Below are 25,116 nucleotides of genomic sequence, written 5' to 3' on the forward strand. Positions count from 1 at the left end.
TTGGATTGATTTTACTCAAAAAATGATAAATTTCTGATATAATCAAATTAAAAACAAAAAGGTGATATTTTATGAAAAAATTATTTTTAGCTATCGTTTTAGGTGCTGTTGTGTTTAGTTTTATTGGTTGCGAGCGCAACGATTACCAACACCCGATGCATAGATCAACAAAGTGATAAGTAATTAAAATTTAAGGGGCTTAAGCACCCCTATATTTTTAGCAAGAGTAGCAGGTTTTAAACTCGTATGCTGTTGGACGAGCTTCGTATGGCCAAACTTGTGTTTCAAATTTATAATGCTGGAACGCATCTACAAACACTTCAGACATTACAGGTTTTAGGTATTCATTATCTCTAATAAGTGCTTCTAAACTGCCACGAAGAGTGTGCGGAAGTTGTTCGATACCCTTTTGGCGAATTTCATCAAGAGTAAGTTTAAATAAATTTTCATCCATCGGTCCAACCGGCTCGTATTTGTTTTTAACGCCGTCAAGACCAGCCATAAGCATTGCTGAAAATGCCAAATACGGGTTAGCGGTGCTATCAGGAAAGCGCATTTCGGCACGGACTGATTTTTCTCCTGAGCCGTAAGGGATACGTATAGAAGCAGAGCGGTTTTGGCTTGAATAAGTCAAGATCGATGGTGCTTCAAAGCCTGGGATTAGGCGTTTATAGCTGTTTGTGCTTGGGTTTGTAAAGGCTGCAACACTTCTTGCGTGTTTTAAAATTCCACCTATATACCAGCGAGCAAAATCACTTAAATTTGAGTAGTTGCCCTCTCCATAAAATAAATTCTTACCATCTTTCCATACAGACTGGTGCACATGCATACCGCTTCCATTATCTCCATAAAGAGGTTTTGGCATGAAAGTTGCGGTTTTGCCGTTTAGATGAGCTACCATTTTAACTACGTATTTATAAATTTGAACATTATCGGCAGCTTCGACAAGTGTTCCAAATTTTACACCGATCTCACCTTGACCTTGTGCTACTTCATGGTGAACTACAAATGGCTCAAGACCTACTTGCTCTAAAACATTTACCATCTCAGCGCGTAGATCTACCATACTATCAACCGGTCCCGTTGCTAGATATCCTCCCTTTGTGCGAGGTCTGTGACCTGTGTTGTAGCTATCTTTAAAGTCTTTGCCGTCATTCCAGATACCTTCTTCTGTATCAACTTCAAACATTGCACAGTTTGGGCTATCGATGATTTTAACGTTATCAAATACAAAAAATTCGTTCTCAGGACCAAAAAACGCTACATCACCCATGCCGCTTTCTTTTACATAAGACATTGCTTTTTTAGCTATAGAGCGTGGGCATTTTTCATACATTTGACCTTTATATATGTCATAAACATCACAAAAAACAACAGCCGTGATATCTGCCGTAAAAGGGTCTAAAAATGCACTAGTAGCGTCAGGCATCAGTATCATATCGCTTTTGTCGATAGGCTGCCAACCGCCTGTAGAACTTGCGTCAAAAGGTATACCGTTTTCAAAATTTCCTTTTTCTACAACTTTTGCGTTGTAACTTATGCTATGCCAAGCACCGTTCATATCGGTGTATCTAAAATCTATAAATCTAACTTCGTGTTGTTTGCAAAAGTCGAAAAATTCATCGACACTATTTACAAATTTTCCCATATATTCTCCTTTTGGATTGTATTTTTGAATTATATCACAAAATCTAACTTTTAAGTTTAACTTTATATAAAATTTATACCCATTTTAAAATTTAACAAAATACCTATCTCTTTTTTTGTAACTTACACACTTATCAAAGCCCATTTTCCGAGCCAAATTTTCACATAAGCCGTTATCTGCTCCGACCTGCAAAGGATCGTGCGCGTCAGAGCCAAAGCTTATTGGTATTTGCGCTTCATAAACAAGCTCTAAAAGCTCAACACTTGGATATTGCTCTGCTGCCGGTTTTCTAAGACCTGCAGAGTTTATCTCAAGAGCTAAATTTGCTTTTTTTATCTCTTTTATGGCATCTTTAGCTAAAATTCTAATATCTGTTTTTGGCATAAAATTAAATAATTTCATCAGGTCAAAATGTCCGACTATATCAAATTTACCACATTTTGCCAACTGCTCGATACAAGCAAAGTACTCTCGCCAAATATCGTCTATGTTTTTGTTTGAGTATTCGCCTATAAATTCAGGGTTGTCAAATCCCCAACCGCCTATAAAATGCACAGAACCGATAAAATAATCCACATCACGAGCCAAAACGCGCTCATCTATAAAACCATCTAAAAAATCAACCTCGTATCCAAGTAAAATTTTGATTTTGTCTTTAAAATCCTCTTTTGCTTTTAAAACCATACTTTCATATAAATTCATTTGCGCAAAGTTCATTCTATAAGCTTCGTCGTATTTCATAGGGGCATGGTCGCTAATGCCGTAAATTTCGCAATTAAGTTTGATAGCTTGTTTAATATACTCATCTATCTCGCCTGTTGCGTGATTACAAAGAGTTGTGTGGTTGTGTAGATCAACTTTCATGTCCGTCCTTTTAAAATCCGCATAATCTTATCTAAAAGTAGATAAATTTAAGCCTATTGATTGTATAATCGCACAATCATACCAATAGGAGTTTTTATGACCCAAGAAGAACTTGATGCGCTTATGGCAGGCGGTCTTGACGACATTATGGACGAAGAGACAGCCGAGCCTGATACGCAAGATAAAGTTGATTCTTCCGTTGAAACAAAACAAGAAACAGCCCCTGTAAAGCAGGAAAAAGAGTCGGAAGATAATGATATTGACGAGGAATTTGTAAAAGGTTACAGGGTAAATCCGCAAACCGCATGGCCACCTCCACCGCCTACAGATGATCATAAAATGGTAAACCAGCTTGATGATGTTACGAAAGACAGCGAGAAGAAAGCCACTGAAATGTTTGATAAACTTGATGTTATCAACGGTTTTTTCATGAATGCTGAGAGTTCATGTGGCGATCTTAAGAAAGATATTGATAAAAATATAGAAATTTTTACTACGTTAAGTGAGAAATTTCCGGGCGTAGATGCATTTTTGGAAGCTCTTAAACGTAACGAGAGCATGAAAGAAACTGTCGAAAACACTATCGGCGATATCCAAATGGGACAAGACGAGATAATGATGGCTATGGATATGATGCAGTATCAAGATATCCATCGTCAAAAAATCGAGCGTGTCATAAATGTCATGAGAGCGCTTAGTAAGTATATGAGTAGCTTGTTTGAAGGTAGGATAGATGATGATAAGCGCGTTAGCTCGGCTGTTCACATCGTGGGTGATACTACGACCGAAAACTTAGTAAGCAACGATGACATAGAAGCGCTTATCGAAAGTTTGGGTAATAAATAGTGTTAAAGCCCGAATTATTAAGCCCTGCAGGAAATTTAACTAAACTTAAAATAGCCCTTGAATACGGCGCAGATGCCGTCTACGCCTCTGTGGCTAGTTTTAGTTTACGCACACGCTCGGCTAGAGAATTTAACCTAGAAAGCTTTGAAGAAGGCATAAGATACACTCATGAAAAAGGAAAGAAATTTTATGTTACCATAAATGCATTTCCTTTTAATGGACAGATCGAGCCGTTAAAGCGCCACTTGCAAACCGTTTCGGCCATGAAACCTGATGCTTTTTTGATCTCAACTCCAGGCGTAATGAGTCTTGCAAAGGAGATAGCTCCTGATATTGACATACACTTAAGTACACAGGCAAATGTGATGAACTATCTTGATGCTAGAATTTATCATGAAATGGGTGCGTCACGCATAGTTGTGGCTCGCGAGATGAGTTTAAAGGATGTCATCAAGATAAAGGAAATGCTACCTAATCTCGAAATAGAAATTTTTGTTCACGGCTCTATGTGTTTTGCTTATTCTGGTAGATGTTTGGTTAGTGCTGTGCAAAGCGGACGACAGTCAAATCGCGGAAGTTGCGCGAATGATTGCCGTTTTAAATACGAACTTTATGCTAAAAATCCAGAAAGCGGGACTTTGTTCCGATTAGAAGAAGATCCTGAAGGCGGTACGCATGTTATGAACGCAAAAGACTTAAGCCTTATCTCTCATATCGATGAAATAGTAAAATCAGGCGTCATAGACAGCTGTAAAATAGAAGGTAGGACAAAGAGTGAGTATTATGCGGCATGTGCTACGCGCGCTTACAGAATGGCGATAGATGACGCGGTAAGTGGTAAATTTGAGCGAGAAAAGTATGAATTTGAGATAAATACGCTTAAAAACCGCGGCTTTACGGACGGATATCTAGTAAGTCGTCCTTACGAACGAGTTGATACTCAAAACCACACCAGTAGCTTGGAAGAGGGCACTCATCAAGTTCATGCGATAAGCGAAGATGGGGAATTTATAAAGTGTAAATTTAAGATCGTCGCTAATGAGGCTTACGAGATAGTATCTCCGCTTGATAGTATTATAGAAGTCGGCGAAAGCGAGCTTGGAAGTGTTTATGATAACGATGGAAAGTTTTGGCTGGAATTTAAACAGCTTGTGAGTAAAAAAGGTAAAATTTTCGAAGAGATCCACAGCGGTAACGAAAACGAGATAAAACTACCTATAAAACTACCTAAATTTAGTTTTCTAAGAAAGGAATTTAAGTGAAATTTGTTTCTATTATAATGGGAAGTAAGAGCGACTACGAGATAGTAAGTGAAGCAGCAAAACTACTTGAAAAATTTGAAGTAAAATACGAACTCATTATTAGCTCTGCTCACAGAAGTCCGGAAAGAACGCATGAATACGTAAAAAATGCCGAAGTAAAAGGCGCACAAGTCTTCATAGCAGCAGCTGGAATGGCGGCTCACTTGGCAGGCGCGATCGCAGCAAATACCACAAAACCTGTTATCGGTATACCTATGGCTGGTTCTGCCTTGGGTGGAGTGGATGCTCTTTACTCAACAGTGCAAATGCCAAGCGGAATGCCGGTGGCAACACTCGCGATAGGTAAGGCGGGAGCGATAAATTCTGCTTATCTTGCCATGCAAATTTTAGCGTTAAGCGATGATGTTTTAGCTAAAAAACTTAAGGAAGACAGAAAGGCGAAAGAGGAGGCTTTAAAGGCTGATTCGGCAAAGGTTGAAGTTATACTTTAAGGAGGGTGGATGCAGACTTTTTTAAAGATAGATGAGTTTTGCAAACTTGTGCATTTAGAGCGTGAAGTCATCGAAGGCATGATAGAGCGCGGTGTGTTAAATACAAAAATTGAAGAAGACGGCGAAATTTACATCGAAGCTTCGCAAGGAACTATGAGTGTAGTGCCTACGACAAGTTCAAATTTAAGCGTAAATATGAACGCGATTGCGGGCGAGAGTTTTGTAGAAAAAACTATCGGAACGATTTTAAATTTACATGAAAAAGTTCTTGATGCAAAAGACGAAACGCTTGAAGTTTTAAGAAACGAGAATAAATTTTTAAAAGAAGCACTGTTTTCCATGCAAGAACTTTACGATGAAGATAGAAAGACCATAGAAACACTAACGGATCAACTTAAAATTTCGCAAGATGAGGTTGAGTTTTTAAAACGTAAATACAAACTTATGTGGAACAAGGCAGTCGAAAATTTCAAGGATAATTAGTGCAAATAATTAATCTAAAAGAGGATTTTGAAATTTATGGCTTAAAAACTAGAACAGATAATTCTAGCGAAATGAGCGGTTGTGGCAAGATAGCTAGTTTATGGAAAGAATTCTTAAGTTTAGGTTTTGGTGATTTAGATGAAATTTATGCAGTTTATCATGAGTATGAAAGCGATATAAACGGCTTTTGCTCTTTGATCGTAGGTGCTAAAAATTTAGAACGCAAAGATAGCCGGAAGGTTTTTGTTAAAAATGGCAAATATGCTATGTTTAGCAAGGATGGCACAGGAGAGAGTGTTACGATAGAGCTTTGGCATGAAATTTGGAGCTTTTTTAAAAGCTCGAATTTGCAAAGAGCCTATGAGAGCGATTTTGAAAAACATTTAAAAGATAAAATAGAAATTTACATATCAATAAAATAAGGAAACAAATGATAACTTTTTCAGAGATAATCCTAAATTTACAAAATTATTGGCGTGAGCAAGGTTGTGTTATCGTTCAACCTTACGATATGCCAGCAGGTGCAGGAACATATCATCAAGCGACATTTTTAAGAAGCCTTGGTAAAAAGCCGTGGGCGACTGCCTATGTTGCACCGTCTCGTCGTCCGACAGACGGAAGATACGGTGAAAATCCAAATCGCCTAGGTGTGTATTATCAGTTTCAAGTACTTATCAAGCCAAGCCCAAAAAACATCCAAGAGCTATATCTAAAAAGCCTTGAAAAGCTAGGACTTGACCTGAAAAACCATGATATTCGCTTTGTAGAAGATAACTGGGAGAGTCCGACGCTTGGTGCTTGGGGACTAGGCTGGGAAGTTTGGCTTGATGGTATGGAAGTAACGCAGTTTACATACTTTCAGCAAGTTGGTGGCATAACTTGTGACTTAGTAAGCGGAGAGATAACTTACGGTCTTGAAAGACTTGCCATGTATTTGCAAGATAAAGACAGCGTTTATGATATCGTATGGGATGATAAAAACGGTGTGGTAACATATGGCGATGTGCATAAACAAGGCGAATTTGAATGGAGTAAATACAACTTTGAAGTAGCCGATGTTAATATGCTTTTTAATCAATTTGAAAGCGCATTTAATGAATGCAAGCGTTGTTTGGAGGCTGAAATTTCGCTTCCTGCGTATGATTATTGCATGATGGCGGCTCATACTTTTAATGTTCTTGATGCAAGAGGTGCGATCTCTGTTACGCAAAGACAAGAGTATATCTTAAAAATCCGCGAGCTTGCCAAATCCTGCGCCTTAACATATCTTAAGTCTCAAGAGCAGCAGTGAAAATTTTTGAAATTTACGAACACTTAAACAAGATAGCTCCGTTTGACACACAAGAGGAATGGGATAATAGTGGACTTCTTGTCGGATCGTTTGAGAGTGAGTTTGAGCAAATTTATCTAAGCCTTGACATAGATAGTGAGCTGGTTGATAAAATGAAGCCAAATTCACTTCTAATAACTCATCATCCGCTTATATTTAAAGGACTTAAAGTGATGAATTTTGCCAAGTATCCAAGTGGCATTATCGCTGAAATGATTAAAAAAAATATAAGCTTAATCTCGATGCATACAAACTTTGATAAAGCTGTTTTAAACAGATATTTTGTAACTGAAATTTTAGGTTTTGATATTTCAAGGTCTGATGAATTTTTGATCTACTGTGATGTAAATTTAAATTTTAAAGAGCTTGTGGATTTGGTAAAAGACAGGCTAAATTTAAATCAAATTCGCACTGTCTATGCAAAAGATGAGATAAAAACTATAGCTATTTGCACTGGAAGCGGAGCTGATTTAATGCCTTATGTAAAGGCCGATGTGCTTTTAACGGGTGATATAAAATATCATCAAGCGCTAGAAGCTAGAGAAAATTTGCTAAATTTAATAGATATAAATCACTACGAGAGCGAGCAGTATTTTGGGGAGCCTTTGGCAAAATATTTGCAAAATCTTGGAGTTTTGATTATAATATCTAATTCGAAAAACCCATTCACACATTTTTAAGGAAACACTAAAATGAATAAATATTTACAACAGCTAGTTGAGCTTTCAAAATTTGATAAAGAGATCGACGATTTTACTCCTCGTATCGAAAACGTTCAAAAAACTTACAGAGTAACAAAAGAAGAGTGTGATGCCATAAGCGCAAATATCGAGCAGTTGGACAATGAAGTAAGCGATATCAAAGTTCAAAAAAGTCAAACAAATGCACACATAGCCGAATTTGCAGCAAAGATCAAAGATGTAGCAAAAAAAAGTGGTTTAGCCAAGAGCGAAAAAGAGGTAAAAGCTCTTAATCTTGAAGAAGAGATCGCCAAAGAGCAACTTGAAGCTGCAAACGAAGAGATAGCTAGACTTGAAAAGATAATTGATAGCAAAAATGCAAGTAAGGAAGAGTTAGTAGCTAAAAAGAGCGAGCTAGAGGCTAAACTCACACAGATAGAAGCGGAAATTTCGTCAGAGCTTGAGGCTATTGAGAAAGAAAGAGCTGAAGTTTATGCACAAAAAACTAAGCTTGTAGGCGAGATGAACCAAAAAATTCTTACATTTTATGAGAAAATTCGCAAATGGGCTCATAATTCAGCTGTTGTTCCTGTTAGAAAACAAGCATGCTACGGCTGTTTTATGCAGATAAATGATAAAACTTTTGCAGCTGTAGTTCGTGCTGAAGATATCGTCACTTGCCCTCATTGCGGTAGAATTTTATATAAAGAAAATATTTAAGCCCCTCGTGGTAGCGATTTATTATATCTTAGCTTTGATCTCGTGGTTGATCGGAGCTATTTTTTTACTCCCTTTAAGCCTTAAAAAGAAATACCGCAGCGCTATACCGGCTCGGTTTTTTCTTTTTAATAACCCAAAATTTAAAGACGCCAAAGTTCATTTTCATGCTTGCAGTTATGGTGAGATTCAGGCTTTAACGCCGATCATGAGAAAATTTGAGGATAAGGCGATAAGCGTAGTGACGCATACTGGTTTTGAAGCAGCAAAAAAAATAAGCCAGAATTCACGGTTTTTACCATTTGAGATATTTTTACCATTTTGGCTTAAAAAAAGTAAAATTTTAGTTATTTTTGAAGCCGAACTTTGGCTCATGCTTGTTTTTGTGGCTAAGCTAAATGGCTCAAGGGTTATTTTGATAAACGCCAGAATTTCAGATAGAAGTTATGCTAGATATAAGAAATTTAGTTTTTTTTATGCTACTATTTTTAGATACATAGACCAAGTTTATGCGCAAAGCGATCTAGATAAAGAAAGACTTATGAGTCTTGGAGCAAAAGATATAAAAGTAGCTGGCAATGTCAAATCAGCGTTTGCCTCACAACCTGGTAAAATTTATAAAAAGCCTAAAGAAAGGGTTATAGTTTTAGCAAGCACGCATGAAGGTGAAGAGAAAATGCTACTTGAAAATTTGAAGTTAAGCAAAAATGACAAGCTTGTTATAGCCCCAAGACATCCTGAGAGATTTGCAAGTGTTGGCGAGTTTGTAAAAGAATGGTCGCATAAGCACGGCTTTGAGTTTGATAAATTTAGTCAAAACGGAAATTTTAATAGACAAATAACTTTACTTGATACGCTCGGTGAGCTCGTAAATGTTTATGCTATAAGCGACGTGGTAGTGCTTGGGGGAAGTTTTGTTTCTGGTATTGGCGGACACAACCCAATAGAGTGTGCAAATTTTAATCCTATTCTTGTGAGTGGCGAGCATGTATTTAACCAAAAAGCACTATTTAGGCTTGTAAGTGGAGTAAAATTTATCAAAACAAATGAGCTAAATGATGTTTTAAGTCTTTACAAAGAGCGTGCAAGGATTATTAACAAGGCCGATATTACGGCGATTATAGATGATATTAGGAGTAGTTATGAGCAGTGAAAAAGCATATAAGCTTTTGGCTTTGCAAGAGGGAATTTCAAACAACGAAGCAAAGGCACTAATCGACGATGGTCTTGTGTATGCAAAAGGGCAGAAAATTCTCATAGCTCGTGCGCTAATGGGGGCAAATACACGCTTTAATGTTCAAGAAGTACCAAAGCCAAGCGTGATTTTTGAAGATGAAAATTTGATCGCAATAAATAAACCGGCTTTTATTACGAGTGAAAAGATAAGCGAAATTTATAAATTTCCGCTTCTTCATCGTTTGGATAAAGAAACAAGCGGTGTTTTACTGCTTGTTAAAGATGAAGAATTTGCCAAAAAAGCAATAGAAGAATTTAAGCATATGCGCGTTGCTAAAACCTATGTTGCTGCAATTAAAGGCATAGTGAGTGAAGAAATTAATATAAATGAGCCGATTTTAACCATTAAAACAAAGGGTGGTGCTCACTCTAAAATTTCAAAAGATGGTAAAGAGGCCATCTCGAAAGTAACGCCACTTATGGTTGTCGGCAAAAAGTCACTTGTAAAAGTCGAAATAAAAACAGGAAGAACTCATCAGATAAGGGTTCATTTATCAAGTGTTAATGCACCTATAGTTGGTGATGAAAAATACGGTAAAAATCGTTCGGCTAGAATGTATCTACATGCCTATTATATCGGGCTTTTGGGTTATAATTTTAAAGCTAATATTCCTAAAGATTTTAATGCGTTAGGGTTTGAAATTTCAAATAAATTTGAAATTTAAAGAGCGATAAAGAAAAAATTTAGTAAAATGCGCCGTTTAATATATAAATTTAGAAAGGTAAATAGTGTTTGAACAAATCAGTGAGTCGTTTAGATTAGCCGTCAGCAAGATACGTTTTGTAGATGATGAAAAGGCTTTGAAAAACGCATTTGATGTGCTTAAAAAAGCTCTTTTAAAAGCTGATGTTCATCATAAAGTTACCAAGGATTTATTAAGCGCGATCGAAAGCGAGATAAAACAAACTAGTATTGGTCAAAAGCAATTTTTAGATGCTATAAAATTAAAGCTGACAGAAATTTTAACAGCTCCTGGCAATCAAGGCTTTGTTTATGCTCAAACAGCTCCCACCATCGTGTTGATGGCCGGCTTGCAAGGATCCGGAAAAACCACAACTACGATAAAACTAGCAAATTATTTAAAGCTTCGCAAGAAGAAAGTTCTTGTTGCTGCATGTGATTTACAACGTTTGGCTGCAGTTGAACAACTTCGTCAGCTTTGTGTTGCTAATGAAATCGATCTATTTTTTATAGAAAATGAAAATGACCCTGTTAAAGTTGCCAAAGAGGCACTAGTAAAAGCTAAAAGCGGTCTTTATGATGTGCTTTTAGTTGATACGGCAGGTCGTTTGGCTATAGATGAAGCTTTAATGGGTCAAATAAAAGATGTTAAGAGTGCCATAAATCCACATGAAATTTTCTATGTAGCTGACGCTATGAGTGGTCAAGATGGCGTGCGTTCTGCAGCCAGCTTTAATGAAGCGCTAAATATCAGCGGTGTAATACTTTCAAAATTTGACTCTGATAGCAAGGGTGGTGTTGCTATCAGCATAGCAAAACAGTTAGGAATTCCACTTAGATTTGTTGGTACCGGTGAGAAAGTTGCCGATTTAGAAAGCTTCATACCAGACCGTATAGTCGGTCGCATAATGGGCGAGGGCGACCTTGCTACTCTTGTAGAAAAAACAAGTTCTATTATTGATGAAAAAGAAGCTAAGCGCTTAAATCAAAAGATAAAAAAGGGACAATTTAACTTTAACGACTTTTTAGAACAAATGGAGAGCGTAAAAAAACTAGGTTCTATGAAATCCCTAATAGGTATGATACCTGGTCTTAGCAATATGGCAAATCAGATCAAAGACATAGATCTTGATAACTCAAAAGAAATTTTGCATATAAAAGCTATGATAAATTCAATGACGCAAAAAGAGCGTGAAAATCCCGAGCTTTTAAACAATAGCAGAAAACGTCGTCTAGCAGCCGGCTCTGGGCTATCTCAAGTAGAGGTTAATCGTTTTTTAAAACAGTTTGAAAATGCCTCCAAGCTTGCAAAGAAATTTTCAGGTAAAGGCAGTGCTAAAGGGCTTGCAAATATGCTAAGTCAAGCCAATATGAATAGACCCAGATAGGGTTTAAATTTGGATAATTTGTTATCTAAATTTAAGCATTATTTAAAAATTTTAAGGAGAAATATAATGGCAACCGTAGTAAGACTAACAAGAATGGGACGCAAAAAAAGACCATTTTATCGTATAGTTGTAACAGATAGTAGAAAAAGACGTGATAGCGGCTGGATAGAGAGTATCGGCTACTACAATCCAATGGTAGAGCCTGAAGTTGTAAAATTTGACGCTGAAAGACTAGCATACTGGAAAGGCGTTGGCGCTAAACTTAGCGATAGAGTTGCACAAATAACAAGCAAATAAATTTATGGTTGAAAATTTTTTATACGAATATGCTAAGCTTATAGCCGACTTTCCTGAAAAGATAAAAGTTGAGCGTGTGGAGCTTGGCGAGAATTTTGCCGAGATTATTATAAATGCCGATAAGGTTGATACCGGTAAGTTGATAGGAAAAGATGGCAAGATGATAAATGCCATAAAAACCGTCATTATCGGATGTAAGGCAAAAGACTCCACTAGCTACAGGGTAACGGTAAAAGCTTTTGAAGAGTGAAAATCTCGAAGTAGCTATAATAGGCAAAACCGTCGGACTTAGGGGCTATGTAAAGCTTCACAATAAAAGTGACTTCCCTGAGCAGTTTAAAAAAGACGCTAAATTTTTTGACAAAGACGGTAATTGGCTTATTATAAAAAATTATGACAAAACACGCGGTGAGGCTTTGTTTGTTGGTTTTGAAAGTATTGAAGCTGCAAAAGAGCTAACTAACCGCGTCATTTATACTACTGTCGAGCAAACTAGAAAAGATTGCAAGCTTAAGAAAGATGAATTTTTTTATTTTGACATTATCGGACTTAAGATACTGGAAAATGGTGAAATTTTAGGCATAGTTGATGATATTGAAGAAATTTCAAGCTCAAATCTTTTATTTATCAAAACTAGCCCAAGCCTAGCTGAACAAGGCTTTGCAAAAAGCTTTTATATACCGTATATAGACGAATTTATTACCAGTGTTGATCTAGAAAAACAAGAAATTTCAACTAAAAATGCAAAAGCAATTCTTGAAAATTCATGAAATTTAGCTTTGTATCTTTATTTCCACAGTTAATAGAACCATACTTTAAAGACTCAATCCTTGCAAGGGCAGTATCTTCTAATAAGATCAATCTCTCTTTTGTCAATCCTCGTGATTATACAAAACAAAAAAATTTAAAAGTTGATGAGTATATGATAGGCGGTGGCGCAGGTCTTTTGATGTTTGCACAGCCGATTGATGACGCTTTGAGTGAGATAAAAAAAAATGATAAGAGTGTGCATATTATTTTTTTAACTCCGGCTGCAAAGAAATTTAATCAAAATGATGCCAAAAGATTAGCCAAAAAAGATCATATCTGTTTTGTTTGTGGCAGATATGAGGGTATCGATGAGAGAATCATTGAAATGTGGGCTGATGAAGTTTTTAGCATAGGCGATTATGTGTTAACTGGTGGGGAGCTTGGCGCTCTTTGTATGAGTGATGCAATATCTAGAAATATAGATGGAGTGCTTGGCAATAATGAGAGTTTGGCAGTGGAGAGTTTTGAGGATAATTTGCTTGAAGCTCCATCCTTTGCTAAGCCTGACCTCTTTAAAGGTAGTTTTGTTGTTTCAGAGTTTTTAAAGGGAAATCATGGTAAAATCCAATCTTTAAAAAACAGGATGGCGCACTGCAAAACAAAGTTCTTCCGCCCTGATTTATACCAAAAAATTAAGCCATAATTTAAGGACAAACTATGAGAAATAAGTATATTGAAGCATTTGAGAATGCTCAAATCGCAAGCAAAACTGTGCCTGAATTTCGTGCGGGTGATACACTTCGTGTAGCTATTCGTATTAAAGAGGGCGATAAGACTAGGGTTCAAAATTTTGAAGGTGTCTGTATAGCTAGACGCGGAAGTGGCGTAGGTGAGACATTCATGATCAGAAAAATCGGCGCAAACAGTGTAGGCGTTGAGAGAATTTTCCCTATTTATAGCGAAAGTATCGAAGAGATCACTGTATTAAGACGTGGTCGTGTTAGACGTGCTAAACTATTTTATCTACGCAATTTACGCGGTAGAGCTGCTAAGATCCGCGAACTTAGAAAATAAAAATATAAATTTCAAAGGTTTTTCCTTTGAAATTTTTCTTCTTTAAAGTATATCATCCATTATTCCACTTTTTCTTTGTGATTTAGTTATTGTTTTTATTTAAATTTTTTAGTTGACTGTATTTATTTGAAAATTTGATTTGATGGTTTGTATAAATTTGTCGCTATGATAAAAGTAAAATACCATAATGATAAAGGCAAGCGGTTTAAAACATTAAACCGTTATTTTCTTGCTCTTGTATTATTTCGTTTGCAGGTATTATCTCAGGTAAAGGTGAGTCGTTTGTGTATAACTCGTCTACTCCATTGTAAATACCTTTATAAACGCCTTCAGGCTGTTCAAATACGCGTCTTACTGTCGGGTATTGTTTTATGTATGTTTCCATAAATTTCTTAAAGACCGGCGCCGCAGTTCTACCACCGCCTTCTATCTTTTTCATTGGCGAATTGTCGTCATTGCCGTACCAGATTATGGCTTGAACATCAGGCGTAAAACCGCAAAACCAAGCGTCTATGTTATTGTTTGTTGTGCCTGTTTTGCCTGCTACTTGTATGCCATTTATTTTGGCATTACGACCGGTTCCATTGTTAACGACGTTTTTAAGAAGATCTATCATTAAAAATGCTTGTTCAGGCTTTAAAACCTGTTCTTTTTTTGCTTCGTAATTTACAACCGCACCAAAGCTATTTTCTACATATTTTATAAGTATCGGCTCGACAATCTCTCCCTCGTTTGGAAACATTGAGTAAAATTTAGCAAAATTTACAGGCGATATACCAAAGCTTCCAAGTGCGATGGATAAATTTTCCGGTATATTTTGAAAGCCTATGTTTGAAAGCTTTGCTCTAACAGAGCTAAGACCTAGGTCGTTTAGCAAATTTATAGTTGCTAGGTTTCTTGACTGTGTTAGGGCTGATTTTAAGCTAATGTAGCCTTGAAAGCCGCCACTGTAGTTTTTAGGCGTCCACTCTTTGCCGTTGCCCATATCAAAGCTTCGCGCTATGTCTGCTAGTTGTGATACTACCGAGTATCCCTCATCAAGCGCGATTTGATAGATAAAAGGCTTAAAGCTTGAGCCAGGTTGTCTTGCACTCTGGGTTGCACGGTTGTAACTACTTTTTGAGTAATCAACCCCACCAACAAGTGCTAAAATATGTCCGGTCTGAGGCTGCGTAACGACTATCGCGCCATTTAGTATGTTTGCATTTGCTTTTTTATCACGCTTTAAAATTTCGTTATATCCGTATATTAGGGCTTCATTTGCCATTTTTTGCACATTAAGATCTACGGTGCTATAAATTTTATATCCACCGGTTCTTATATCGTCAACTCTTTTTGAGACTTCTTTTATGATCTCATCTACTACATACGGAGCCTTATTTTTGCTTAAGGTGTCGTCAAATACAGCAGGCTCTTCGAGTATGCCTTTGCGATACTCTTCTTCGTTTAGCCAACCTATCGTATACATGCGTTCAAGAACTCTGTTTGCGCGCCCTAAAGATAGGTCTAAATGCTTTGTAGGGTCATAAGAGCTTGGTGCTTTTGGTAAGCCTACTAGCATGGCTATCTCTTTTATGCTAAGCTCTTTTAAGTCTTTTCTAAAGTATCCATCTGCAGCTGTTTTAATGCCGTAATATCCGTGACCGAAATATACGTGATTTAAGTATCGTTCTATGATCTGCTCTTTGTCTAGTTCGGTTTCAAGCTTAATGGCTAAGACGATCTCTTTGATCTTTCGCATTATCTTTTTTTCGCTACTTAAAGCTAAATTTTTAACAAGCTGCTGGGTAAGAGTGCTCGCTCCTTCGACAAATCTACCTGCTTTTATATCTTTTATAACAGCTCTTACTATAGCTTCGTAGTTTATGCCTCCATGCTCAAAATAGCTAGTATCTTCTATGGCAACAAGCGCTTCAACTACTCTTGAGGGAATTTCTTCGTATTTTACATAGACTCTATTTTCCTCAAAGATATTTGCTATAAGTTCGTTGTTTCTATCAAAAATTTGAGTTGTAAGCTTTGGCTTGTAGTCGATTATACTATATGCATCAAAGCGAACCTGTGAGTAAATATATACAAAGCCGCCACCAAGAGCAAGAGCTCCTGCAAAAAATATCCATAAAATATATTTCATAAATATGCCTTTAAAAGTTCGACATTTAGCCCTCTTGCAGTGCTTGTATTACCGATTTGTTTTATGATATATTTTTTGTTAAAACCTTCTACCATCATCGCTCCCGCTTTGTCTTTGTATTCACCGTTTTTGATATACTCTTTTATGTCTTCTTCTTTAAAATTTGCAAATTTATATGCAGTTTCGCTAACGTTTATAAATTCAAAATCCTCTGCTAAAAATATCATTGCCGTAAAAACTGAAGCGATATTGCCGCTTTGCAGGTTAAGCATATTAATAGCATCTTGCTTGTTTTTTGCCTTGCCTAAAATTTTACCGTCACAAGCTACACAGCTATCTGCAAAGATGACATTTTTTACATCCGGATATAGTTTTAAAAACTGCTCTTTTTTGGATTTTACGACATTTTGAACATAGATATGTGGCTCACATTGATCGCTCACATCGTTCTCGTTAAAATCAAATGAAATTTGTTTAAATTTTATGCCGTTCTCGGTTAAAATTTTAGCTCTTGTTTGTGAACTTGAAGCAAGTGTTAACATTAAAAATCCTTATAAGCAACGCCTAGATAAACGGCTATGAATGATACTATTAAATTTAAAGGAGTAAAGTAGATGATAATAACGACTAGGCTTTCATGAAGCGTTATCTTTTCTCGAATTTTTAGTGCAGCAAGTGCCTTTTTGTAGTGATAAAACATATAGCTAAGATTTAGTGTTAAAAACAGCCATAGTGTCCACTTTGTCGCAAGTATAGCCGTAGCCATCGGGTCTGCTGATCTTAATGACGCATCTTGATTGCTAAATAAAAAGCTACTTGTTGCGATAACAAATAGTGATATTATCAAAAAAATACCAAATTGTCTTAAAAATCTTATAGTTAAAAACACCTTGTCTGTGCTTTTGCATCTATTTGATAAAAGATATCTGCCAAATATCAGCAAGCCAAGCTGAAGTCCTATAAAAACGGCGGCAGACGCTATATGTAAAAAGGGCAAAAATTGCCCTAAACGCGCAAAAGCTATGTCGTATTCGATCATTAGATGAGTTTTTCCTTTGCAAATTCAAGTGCTGCTTTTGTGGCATCTTGAATTTTTGATGTATCTTTACCGCCTGCTGTTGCGAAGTCATCCTTGCCTCCGCCATTACCGCCTAAAATTTGAGCCGTCATTTTAACCCATTCGCCTGCTTTTATGCTAGCGTTTTTCACACCTGCCGCGATAGCGACTTTATCGTCTTTTACTTGCATAAATAGCACAGCAGTGCGTTCATTTGCGTTTTTGATCTCATCTATCGCAGTTTTTATATCGCCGCTTTCTAAAATTTCAACGCACACTTTTACGCCATTAATGTCGCTTAAATTTATAGCTTTTGAGCTACCTGCATTTTTAAGCTCGTCCTTTAAGCTTTTTATCTCAGTTTTTAGCTTTTTAATCGCGATCATCGGTTCTATGCTCTTTAGCTCGGTTTTGATCTCATCTAGCTCGGCGCGTAAATTTTTAGCTAAATTTAGGGCTGCCTTTGAGCAAACAGCCTCGATCCTGCGCACACCGGCACTTACGCCACTCTCTTTGGTTATAAAAAATGCTCCTATCTCATTTAAATTATGCACATGAGTTCCTCCGCAAAGCTCCTTGCTAACCTCGCCAAAACTTAGCACGCGCACTTTATCGGCGTACTTCTCGCCAAATAGTGCGATCGCACCGCTACTTTTAGCATCTTCTATATCCATTATCTGGGTTTTTGCCGCTTCGCCTTTTACTATGGCGTTTTGCACGAAGGCCTCGATCCCCACTAGTTCCTCACTTGTGAGTGCCTTAGGATGAGAGAAGTCAAAGCGTAGTTTATCAGCCTCTACGCTTGATCCAGCTTGTGCGATATGTGTGCCTAGGACCTTTCTAAGTGCTGAGTGTAGGATGTGGGTAGCGCTGTGGTGGCGTGCTATCTCGCTTCGCTCACTACTTACTTTTACGCTTACCTCATCGCCTGTTTTTAGCTCTACATTTGCTTTAACACTCGATAAATTTAATCCGTGAAATTTTTGCGTATCAAGGATTTGCGCTTTGCCTGTTATCTCGCCGCTATCGCCGCATTGACCGCCGCTTTGCGCGTAAAATGGAGTCTTATCAAACATTACCCAGCCGTTCTCGCCGGCTTTTAGGCTATTTGTGCGCTTAAAGTCCTCATCAAGTATGGCTAAAATTTTACTCTGGCTATCAAACGCTTCGTAACCTATAAATTCATTCTCACCAAACTCCTCTAAAAGCTCTTTAAAGTCGCCCTTTGCGCTCTTATCTCCACTGCCTTTCCAAGCGGCCTTTGCGCGTGCCTTTTGCTCGCTCATAAGCTCATCAAATTTCGCCTCATCGACCTTTAGATTTTTATCTCTTAGCATATCGGCAGTTAGATCTAGTGGGAAGCCAAATGTGTCATATAGCTTAAACGCAACTTCGCCGCTAAATATATCTTTTGTGCGTGTTAGCTCATCGTTAAACAGCTCAAGTCCCGAAGCGATCGTAGCGAAAAATCTCTCCTCTTCAAGTTTGATTTGCTCTTTTACCGCCTCTTTTTTCTCGTTTAGATACGCGTAGTGTCCGCCCATTAGCTCGCAAACCTTATCGACAAGCTTATACATAAACGGCTTTTTGATACCAAGTAGGTAGCCGTGGCGCACCGCACGACGTAAAATCCTGCGAAGCACGTATCCGCGACCCTCTTTATCAAAATTTACGCCCTGAGCCAGTAAAAAGGTAACCGAGCGGATATGATCACTAATGACGCGGTAGCTCGCACCTGTGGCGTACTCGTAAGGCTTACCGCAAAGTTTGGCGACCTCGTTTATATAAGGCATGAAAAGTGAGCTATCGTAGTTGCTAAATTTACCCTCTTTTATCGCGGTTACGCGCTCAAGTCCCATTCCGGTATCAATCGAGGGCTTTGGAAGTGTGGTTAGCTTGCCGTCCGCACTTCGCTCAAACTGCATAAATACTAAGTTCCAAATCTCCAAAAAGCGGTCTCCGTCACCGCCCATATAGTCCTCATCTGAGTTAAAATGCTCCGCGCCTTGATCGTAAAATATCTCAGAGCAAGGCCCGCAAGGTCCCGTATCGCCCATTTGCCAGAAGTTATCTTTATCACCGAATTTATAAATTCTCTCTTTTGCGATATGTTCTTGCCACATTCCGTAAGCCTCGTCATCGCTCTCATGAACTGTTACATATAGACGATCTTTTGGAAGTTTTAATACTTGCGTAACAAATTCCCAGGCGTATGCGATCGCGTCTTTTTTGAAGTATTCGCCGAAGCTAAAGTTTCCAAGCATCTCAAAAAATGTATGGTGACGAGCCGTGTAGCCGACGTTGTCTAAGTCGTTGTGCTTGCCGCCCGCTCTTATACAGGTTTGGCAACTTGTGCGGATAGGAGGAGTAGGGCGTGGAACTTCGCCGGTAAAAATACTTTTAAATGGCACCATTCCTGCATTTGTAAATAGCAGTGTCGCATCGTTTGGCACTAGCGGAGCCGACTCTATAACCTCGTGTCCCTTGCTTTTAAAATAGTCTAAATAAGCCTGTCTAACATCAAAATTTTGCATATTTTTTCCTATAAATTATTTTAATTTTTAGCGTTAATTTTATCTAAAAATCGTTTTTAAATTTATAAATTTACTAAAAAATGTCTTAGAGTTGGTAAAATAAAATTTTTTGCGCCATAAGCTTAGTGATATTTATAAATATAAGCTTAAAAACTTATAATAATGAAAATAAATCTTAAAATTTAGCTAAGTTTGAGTGAATAAAAAATATAATTAGAATAAAAATTTAAGAAAGGCTGCATAATGAAGCTTAAAATCGGCATTGTTGGGTATTCTGGTATTGCCAAAAAACACTATGCTATATTAAGGCGTTCTGATAAATTTGAAGTTTGCGGGGTGTTTGATGCTAGCTGTCGTGATGATCATTGTAGGGCTAAATTTTTTGATGATTTTAACAGTTTCATAGAAGAGGCCAAACCTCAAGCGATCGTGCTTTGCCTTTCTAGTGATGAGCTTGTTTTTGGCTTTTTTAAATGCGCCAAATACTGTAAAAATATACTAATCGCCGAGCCTAAATTTAAAAGTTTAAGCGAGATAAAAGAGATAAAATACGCCGCAACCACCAACAAGGCAAATGTCTGTAGCGGTATGAGCTTGAGGTTTAATCCGGTTATCACCTCGCTAAAACGCGCACTTGCAAAAGAAGAGGAAATTTATAGTATAAATATATCTCACTGTGTATCAATGCCTGGTAAAAATATCGTTAGAGAGCTTTGTATGTTTGATATCGATCTTGCTAAAATTTTAAGCAATAGTGAAATTTATGAATTTTCATACTCCGAGGCAAACAAAACTAACGCAAGGTCTGCTGATAATGTAGCCATGAAGCTTAAAACTAAAAATCAAATTTTAATAAACATTTCAAATTCTATCTCAAGCTGTATAAACCGTTTTGTGGTGGAAGTAAATGCTAAAAGTGGTGTTTATATAGGGGATCTAAGCGGAGTTAGACTTCATCAATTAAACGAATACGGACAGATAAATTTAAAGGTTTATCAAGACGAAAACGAGATAAAAACACAGTATGACGAGTTTTACAACCTTTGCCAGAGTGGTGAAAGCAGCGAGCTTTCAAACCTTGATGACCTAATCAAGATCAAAGAACTTTTTGCATGAAAAAACTGATACTTCTTCTAAACATGGGCGGTCCAAGAAAGAGCTGTGAAGTTGAAATTTTCTTAAAAAATATGTTTAACGATCCTTGTATTTTAGGGGTTAAAAATCCTTTTTTGCGTAAATTTTTGGCTTTTATGATAACAAAAATGAGGCTCAAATCAGCTCAAGAAAATTATAAGCAAATAGGCGGAAAGTCACCTATTTGTGAGATAACTCAAAGGCTTTGTGACAAGCTAAATCAAAACAATAAATTTGTATTTGACTATGCTATGAACTATACGCCACCATTTTGTAAAGAGGTTTTAAGCAGACATGAAAACGTAGACGAGATAGTTGTTTTTCCTCTTTATCCTCATCACTCTATCACGACCGTAACTTCAAGTTTAAACGACTTTTATAAAGCTTATAATGAGCTTGGCTTAAAGGCAAAAGTGCAAGAAGTGAGGTATTTTTACGAAAGTAAAGAGTATAATCAAATAATCATAAAAAGCATAAAAGATAAAATATTAAGCATGGATATGGGTGAAATTTCAATGATATTTTCAGCTCACTCCTTACCTCAAAAAATTATTAACAACGGCGATAGATACGAAGCACATGTGAGAGATCATGTTGAAATTTTAACAAATTTATTAGAAAAAGATGGGTTAAATTTTAAAGATGTCAAGCTTGCATATCAGTCTCGTCTAGGTCCTGTTAAGTGGCTTGAGCCGTCTTTGAATGATGTTCTTTCTTTGCTTAAAAATAAAAAAGCTTTGATCTATCCACTGTCTTTTTGCGTGGATAATTCAGAGACGATTTTTGAGCTTGATGTTGAGTATAGACATATCGCAAAAGAGCTTGGTTTTGAGTTTTATGAGGTGTGCGAGTGTCCAAATGCCTCTGACGCTTTTGCGGAGTTTATAGTAAACAATATAAAGGAATAGTTTTTGCTTGTAAAATTTATCTTTTTAGAAAGGTAAAAAATGAAAGTTCAAAACAACTCTTTGGTTGATTTTCTATCGCAACTTGAAGCTGGTAAAAATGAAAAAAACAAGAGTTTGAAATTTGATGAAATTTTAAACTCAGCCCTTGAAAACAAGACAAGTAAAAACGATCTCTCGCAAGAAGTAGAAGACTTTAAGCAACGCCTTAGCGAGCTTGGCGCATATGGATATATAACACAACTAAATGAAGATAAAATCGAGCAAAAAATAGCTCAAAAAAGAAATGAGTTAATAGAAACGCTTGGCATAAACGATCCAAATAAAAGCAATGATCAGCGCAGTGAGCTTTTAAAGATACTTGAGGAAATGCTAAGCGAGTATCGCAAGCAAATACAAAACTCCCTTGCGAGTCAGAGTATACTTGAAAAACAGCAACAACTTGCAGGAACTAAATCTTCTGTTGTAAATTTAAATTCCGTTCTTGCAGAACTTTCTTTGGCGTAGGGCTAGTCTAAAATCCTACGCTCTTGTGTCTTTTTCTTATCTTTATCTTGCTCTTTTTTAGCATTTATTTGTGCGATTATGGCTTCATCCGGCACTAAGTAGCCCTCTTCAACCATCAAATCAATCGCCTTTTTAAATACGGGTAACGCGCTTTGTGCACCAAAATAATAGTATGGTTTTTGTGGATTTCTGGCTAGAACGCCTATGGTGTAGCTGTTGCCTTTAGAGTCGTTTGCAAAACCGAAAAACGAACCGTTGTAGGTATTACTATATCCGCCTTTTCCTACGGCAATGTGCGCGGTGCCTGTTTTTCCACCCACCTCAAGTCCTGGAGTTTGGGCTTTTATGCCAGTTCCCTTATCTACGGTTTTTATTAAAATTCTTTTCATTATTTTTGCAGCTTCTTGGCTGATGATTTGCTTTGGTTCATCTTTTGGCAGTGTAAAATGTTTGCCATTTTTTTCTAAAAACTCAACCAAATGAGGGGTTACTTCAACTCCTTTGTTGTTAAAGACGTTGTATGCCTTAAGTAGTTGCATAAAGGTTGATTGAAGTCCGTATCCGTAGCTAACGGTTGCTTTATATGTTTGAGAGTTTAGTCTTGTTGTGTTTGGTAGCATACCGACTTGCTCGTAAGGCATGTCTATGCCGGTTTTTCTAGAAAAGCCAAAATTTAAAAGACCTTGATAAATTTCTGTACCGCTTAAGCGGTTTACTATCTCGATCATGCCGATGTTTGAGCTATATACTATAATGTCTTCCGCGCTCATAAAAGGCTCTGGGTGAGTATCCCTTATGATACGCTTTCCAAGTTGATAGCGACCATTGTGAGTGTTTATGTTTTCAAGCGGATTTATCTTATTTTCTTGAAGTAATAATGCAAATATAAACGGTTTAAAAACAGAACCTACTTCGTATGCGTATTCGGTTGCGGTTGAGTTTAGGGCAGGATAGTCGGTGCGTTTTATATTTGAGGGATCATATCTTGAGCTTGAGGCAAGAGATAAAATTTCACCTGTTTTGCTGTTCATTATACAGATAACAATTTCTTTTGCGTCTAAAAAGCTTCGTCTTTCATCGAGGATTTGCTCAAGCTTTGTTTGAAATTTTAAAGGTATGGACAATATGGCGTTGTATCCGTCGATCCTGTTAGCTAAATTTGAATCACTTGTTAAGATGATGTTGCTTCCTACGTCTCGCGGTCCAAGAATTTTAGCATCTTGTATCGGAGCCAGGTAGTCTTCGTAGTATCTTTCTACTCCCTTTACACCGACTGTCTTTGTCATGTTGTCTTTTTCCGTTTTTTTAGTATACCCAAGAGCCGGTGCTATGGCATGAGCGGCCATGTATCTGCGGTTTTCGCCACTTTCGACTATGCTCATACCTTGAAATGAAACGTTGCCGTTTTTGTCTTGATAGGAGATAAGAATTTTTTTCCTGTTTAATTTTCTGGCCAATTCTTTTAAGTATGCTGCCCCTTTTGCGTCTATCTTGTAAGAAAGAGTAACTTGCCCGTTTGTGCCGTTTATGATCTTTCTTACGGCGTTTGGATCTTCTCCGCTGTAAAGCGAATAAAGTTTTATGAACATCTCTTTTTTGTCTGGATCGATGTTTCTTGTATCAAGCATGACTTTGTATAGTTTTTGGCTTGAAGCAACACTGAAGCCGTCTTTTGTGATTATGCTTCCACGCAGTGCGGTATTTATCTCGCTTGATTGAAGTCTTGGAAGTTTTCTCTCTATCGTTGCTCTATAAAATATAACCGCGACAAAAAGAAGAATTCCTAATGTGATAAATAAAAAAAGTATAGTTATTTTTGACTTTTTGGAATTCATAAAAAATTAAATTTGTGTTCTTGAAATTTCTTTATATGCGCTGATTGCTTTGTTGCGAATTTCAAGCATTAATTTCATACTCATATCTGCTTTGCCTATCGCGATAGCTGCTTGGTGTAGGTCTTTTACTTCGCCTGTGGCAAGGTCTGCAACGGCTTTGTCGGCATTTACTTGAACTTCGTTTAGCTCTTTTAGCGAGTTGTTTAATATGTTTTCAAATTCATTTTGATTTGTTTGGCTTACTTTTTTATTGTTTTGAGCTAAAGATGCTTCGTTTATGCCGTTTATATTATTTATCATGATGATTGTCCTGAAATTAGTTGTATCGCGCTTTGTGCGATAGTTTTAGCGCTTTGAAAAGCAGCTACGTTTGCCTGATACGCCCTTGTGGCTTCCAAAAGATCACTCATCTCTATAACCGGATTGATATTAGGGAAAGCTACATATCCATTTACGTTTGCATCAGGATGGTTTGGATCGTATTTTAACATAAAGTCCTTATCGTCGCGAACAACTTTATCAACAACCACGCTCATAAGCGACGGATGTGCATTTTTGGGAGACGCTGGATCATCAAGAGGGTTTTCATACTCAAGCAAAGAGTCGTTATCTCTTATTTGTTCGTTTAAAATTTTATTAAAATCAATCGCTTTAAAAATAACTTCTTGTCTTCTATATGGTCCGCCTTCTGCGGTGCGTGTAGTTTGAGCATTTGCTATGTTTGAACTTATAACGTTCATTCTAAAGCGTTGCGCGCTAAGTCCATATCCGCTTATATCAAAATCATTTAAGTAAGACATCATTTATCCTTATAGTTTACCGCTAGACTCTATAACGTTTCTAAAGATCGATCCGTGGCGTCTATAGGCGTTATCAAGTGCGCTTAGCATAGTGGAGTTCTTGCTTAGCTCGGTTGTTTCTATATCAAGATCAACCGTATTTGCGTCATTTCTAGCCATATGACCGTCGCGCAAAAACACTTGTGCCCTATCGTTTCTTGGAAAATCCACCATAGGTATATGTGCGTCGTCGGTTTGAGCTAGATTTAGCTTGGTTGAGTTTGATCTGTTATAAATTTCATCCGCTTTTTGTCTAAGTGTTGTTTCGAAATTTATATCCCGTGCTTTATAAAAAGGAGTGTCAATGTTTGCTATATTGCCGGATATTAATCTTTGACGCATCTCTCTTGCGCTCATAGCTTCGGCTACTAGGTCAGATGACTTTGAATGTTGAAGTACAAACATTTTGTTCCTTTCTAAATT

General features: G+C 37.3%; 29 protein-coding genes. 19 read left to right on the plus strand and 10 right to left on the minus strand.

The features are described 5' to 3' along the window. Positions 1-217 precede the first annotated feature (217 nt). Together glnA and CCAL9328_RS05215 are read right to left on the minus strand one after the other, a co-directional pair. The gene (glnA, locus tag CCAL9328_RS05210; protein WP_169937294.1) at positions 218-1,648 is read right to left on the minus strand and encodes a type I glutamate--ammonia ligase; all 1,431 of its coding nucleotides are present in this window, start codon (positions 1,646-1,648) and stop codon (positions 218-220) included. Positions 1,649-1,732: 84 nt separating this feature from the next. After that, entirely contained in the window at positions 1,733-2,512 is a 780-nt protein-coding gene (locus CCAL9328_RS05215; protein ID WP_170000182.1) for a histidinol-phosphatase, read from the minus strand. 96 nt (positions 2,513-2,608) lie between these two features. Here CCAL9328_RS05215 and CCAL9328_RS05220 point away from each other — a divergent pair, with 96 nt between their 5' ends. From CCAL9328_RS05220 to rplS, 16 genes are all read left to right on the plus strand, one after another. After that, positions 2,609-3,358, plus strand: coding sequence for a chemotaxis protein (locus CCAL9328_RS05220; protein ID WP_169937298.1), 750 nt, complete (start codon positions 2,609-2,611; stop codon positions 3,356-3,358). Further along, a complete protein-coding gene (locus CCAL9328_RS05225; RefSeq protein WP_170000183.1) occupies positions 3,358-4,620 on the plus strand; it encodes a U32 family peptidase in 1,263 nt (420 codons plus the stop codon). Before CCAL9328_RS05220 ends, CCAL9328_RS05225 begins: the two co-directional genes overlap by 1 nt. After that, a complete protein-coding gene (purE, locus tag CCAL9328_RS05230; RefSeq protein WP_169937302.1) occupies positions 4,617-5,111 on the plus strand; it encodes a 5-(carboxyamino)imidazole ribonucleotide mutase in 495 nt (164 codons plus the stop codon). Before CCAL9328_RS05225 ends, purE begins: the two co-directional genes overlap by 4 nt. A gap of 9 nt (positions 5,112-5,120) precedes the next feature. Further along, entirely contained in the window at positions 5,121-5,594 is a 474-nt protein-coding gene (locus tag CCAL9328_RS05235) for a DUF3972 domain-containing protein (RefSeq protein WP_169937304.1), read from the plus strand. Then, positions 5,594-6,016 carry an effector binding domain-containing protein gene (locus CCAL9328_RS05240; RefSeq protein ID WP_169937306.1) on the plus strand — a complete coding sequence of 141 codons (423 nt, stop codon included), beginning with the start codon at positions 5,594-5,596 and terminating at the stop codon, positions 6,014-6,016. The genes CCAL9328_RS05235 and CCAL9328_RS05240 overlap by 1 nt, the downstream gene beginning before the upstream one ends. An 11-nt stretch (positions 6,017-6,027) precedes the next feature. Then, complete coding sequence (glyQ, locus tag CCAL9328_RS05245; RefSeq protein ID WP_170000240.1) at positions 6,028-6,885, plus strand: glycine--tRNA ligase subunit alpha; 858 nt, start codon at positions 6,028-6,030, stop codon at positions 6,883-6,885. After that, a complete protein-coding gene (locus CCAL9328_RS05250) occupies positions 6,882-7,604 on the plus strand; it encodes a Nif3-like dinuclear metal center hexameric protein (RefSeq protein WP_170000184.1) in 723 nt (240 codons plus the stop codon). Before glyQ ends, CCAL9328_RS05250 begins: the two co-directional genes overlap by 4 nt. A gap of 12 nt (positions 7,605-7,616) precedes the next feature. After that, entirely contained in the window at positions 7,617-8,324 is a 708-nt protein-coding gene (locus CCAL9328_RS05255) for a zinc ribbon domain-containing protein (RefSeq protein WP_169937309.1), read from the plus strand. 7 nt (positions 8,325-8,331) lie between these two features. Then, entirely contained in the window at positions 8,332-9,474 is a 1,143-nt protein-coding gene (gene waaA / locus CCAL9328_RS05260) for a lipid IV(A) 3-deoxy-D-manno-octulosonic acid transferase (RefSeq protein ID WP_169937311.1), read from the plus strand. Then, positions 9,464-10,222, plus strand: a complete 759-nt coding sequence (locus CCAL9328_RS05265; protein ID WP_169937313.1) for an RluA family pseudouridine synthase — start codon at positions 9,464-9,466, stop codon at positions 10,220-10,222. Before waaA ends, CCAL9328_RS05265 begins: the two co-directional genes overlap by 11 nt. A gap of 64 nt (positions 10,223-10,286) precedes the next feature. Continuing rightward, positions 10,287-11,627: a signal recognition particle protein gene (ffh, locus tag CCAL9328_RS05270; RefSeq protein WP_169971428.1), complete on the plus strand. Its 1,341-nt coding sequence runs from the start codon at positions 10,287-10,289 to the stop codon at positions 11,625-11,627. A 66-nt stretch (positions 11,628-11,693) separates the two neighbouring features. Next, positions 11,694-11,924 carry a 30S ribosomal protein S16 gene (rpsP, locus tag CCAL9328_RS05275; protein ID WP_169971430.1) on the plus strand — a complete coding sequence of 77 codons (231 nt, stop codon included), beginning with the start codon at positions 11,694-11,696 and terminating at the stop codon, positions 11,922-11,924. Between the two features lie 4 nt (positions 11,925-11,928). Then, positions 11,929-12,174 carry a KH domain-containing protein gene (locus CCAL9328_RS05280; RefSeq protein ID WP_169937319.1) on the plus strand — a complete coding sequence of 82 codons (246 nt, stop codon included), beginning with the start codon at positions 11,929-11,931 and terminating at the stop codon, positions 12,172-12,174. Continuing rightward, complete coding sequence (rimM, locus tag CCAL9328_RS05285; protein WP_169937321.1) at positions 12,164-12,694, plus strand: ribosome maturation factor RimM; 531 nt, start codon at positions 12,164-12,166, stop codon at positions 12,692-12,694. Before CCAL9328_RS05280 ends, rimM begins: the two co-directional genes overlap by 11 nt. Then, a complete protein-coding gene (trmD, locus tag CCAL9328_RS05290) occupies positions 12,691-13,377 on the plus strand; it encodes a tRNA (guanosine(37)-N1)-methyltransferase TrmD (RefSeq protein WP_169937322.1) in 687 nt (228 codons plus the stop codon). The genes rimM and trmD overlap by 4 nt, the downstream gene beginning before the upstream one ends. 14 nt (positions 13,378-13,391) lie before the next feature. Next, the gene (gene rplS, locus CCAL9328_RS05295; protein WP_169937324.1) at positions 13,392-13,748 is read left to right on the plus strand and encodes a 50S ribosomal protein L19; all 357 of its coding nucleotides are present in this window, start codon (positions 13,392-13,394) and stop codon (positions 13,746-13,748) included. A gap of 205 nt (positions 13,749-13,953) precedes the next feature. Here rplS and CCAL9328_RS05300 read toward each other — a convergent pair whose 3' ends face one another. Genes CCAL9328_RS05300 through alaS form a run of 4 tightly spaced genes read right to left on the minus strand, consistent with a single transcriptional unit; the run spans position 13,954 to position 19,473 of the window. After that, positions 13,954-15,882, minus strand: coding sequence for a transglycosylase domain-containing protein (locus tag CCAL9328_RS05300; RefSeq protein ID WP_170000185.1), 1,929 nt, complete (start codon positions 15,880-15,882; stop codon positions 13,954-13,956). Continuing rightward, positions 15,879-16,424: a septum formation inhibitor Maf gene (gene maf / locus CCAL9328_RS05305; RefSeq protein ID WP_169971434.1), complete on the minus strand. Its 546-nt coding sequence runs from the start codon at positions 16,422-16,424 to the stop codon at positions 15,879-15,881. Before maf ends, CCAL9328_RS05300 begins: the two co-directional genes overlap by 4 nt. After that, positions 16,424-16,921: a 3-isopropylmalate dehydratase gene (locus tag CCAL9328_RS05310; protein WP_169971436.1), complete on the minus strand. Its 498-nt coding sequence runs from the start codon at positions 16,919-16,921 to the stop codon at positions 16,424-16,426. The genes maf and CCAL9328_RS05310 overlap by 1 nt, the downstream gene beginning before the upstream one ends. Further along, positions 16,921-19,473, minus strand: coding sequence for an alanine--tRNA ligase (gene alaS / locus CCAL9328_RS05315; protein WP_170000186.1), 2,553 nt, complete (start codon positions 19,471-19,473; stop codon positions 16,921-16,923). Before alaS ends, CCAL9328_RS05310 begins: the two co-directional genes overlap by 1 nt. Positions 19,474-19,716: 243 nt before the next feature. On the opposite strand from alaS, the gene CCAL9328_RS05320 reads away from it, so the two are divergent. From CCAL9328_RS05320 to CCAL9328_RS05330, 3 genes are read left to right on the plus strand one after another with little or no spacing between them, the layout of a single operon-like run. After that, positions 19,717-20,589 carry a Gfo/Idh/MocA family oxidoreductase gene (locus CCAL9328_RS05320; protein ID WP_169937332.1) on the plus strand — a complete coding sequence of 291 codons (873 nt, stop codon included), beginning with the start codon at positions 19,717-19,719 and terminating at the stop codon, positions 20,587-20,589. Further along, positions 20,586-21,515, plus strand: coding sequence for a ferrochelatase (hemH, locus tag CCAL9328_RS05325; protein ID WP_170000187.1), 930 nt, complete (start codon positions 20,586-20,588; stop codon positions 21,513-21,515). Before CCAL9328_RS05320 ends, hemH begins: the two co-directional genes overlap by 4 nt. 39 nt (positions 21,516-21,554) lie before the next feature. Continuing rightward, complete coding sequence (locus CCAL9328_RS05330; RefSeq protein WP_170000188.1) at positions 21,555-22,019, plus strand: response regulator; 465 nt, start codon at positions 21,555-21,557, stop codon at positions 22,017-22,019. Between the two features lie 2 nt (positions 22,020-22,021). Here the strand turns inward: CCAL9328_RS05330 and CCAL9328_RS05335 are convergent, their stop codons facing one another. From CCAL9328_RS05335 to flgB, 4 genes are read right to left on the minus strand one after another with little or no spacing between them, the layout of a single operon-like run. After that, positions 22,022-23,854, minus strand: a complete 1,833-nt coding sequence (locus CCAL9328_RS05335) for a peptidoglycan D,D-transpeptidase FtsI family protein (protein ID WP_170000189.1) — start codon at positions 23,852-23,854, stop codon at positions 22,022-22,024. 6 nt (positions 23,855-23,860) lie between these two features. Then, positions 23,861-24,154, minus strand: coding sequence for a flagellar hook-basal body complex protein FliE (gene fliE / locus CCAL9328_RS05340; RefSeq protein ID WP_170000190.1), 294 nt, complete (start codon positions 24,152-24,154; stop codon positions 23,861-23,863). Then, positions 24,151-24,654, minus strand: a complete 504-nt coding sequence (gene flgC, locus CCAL9328_RS05345) for a flagellar basal body rod protein FlgC (RefSeq protein ID WP_170000191.1) — start codon at positions 24,652-24,654, stop codon at positions 24,151-24,153. Before flgC ends, fliE begins: the two co-directional genes overlap by 4 nt. A 9-nt stretch (positions 24,655-24,663) precedes the next feature. Next, on the minus strand, positions 24,664-25,098 hold the full coding sequence (flgB, locus tag CCAL9328_RS05350; protein ID WP_170000192.1) for a flagellar basal body rod protein FlgB: 435 nt from the start codon (positions 25,096-25,098) through the stop codon (positions 24,664-24,666). Between the last annotated feature and the right edge of the window lie 18 nt (positions 25,099-25,116).

The organism is Campylobacter sp. RM9328 (assembly GCF_012978615.1).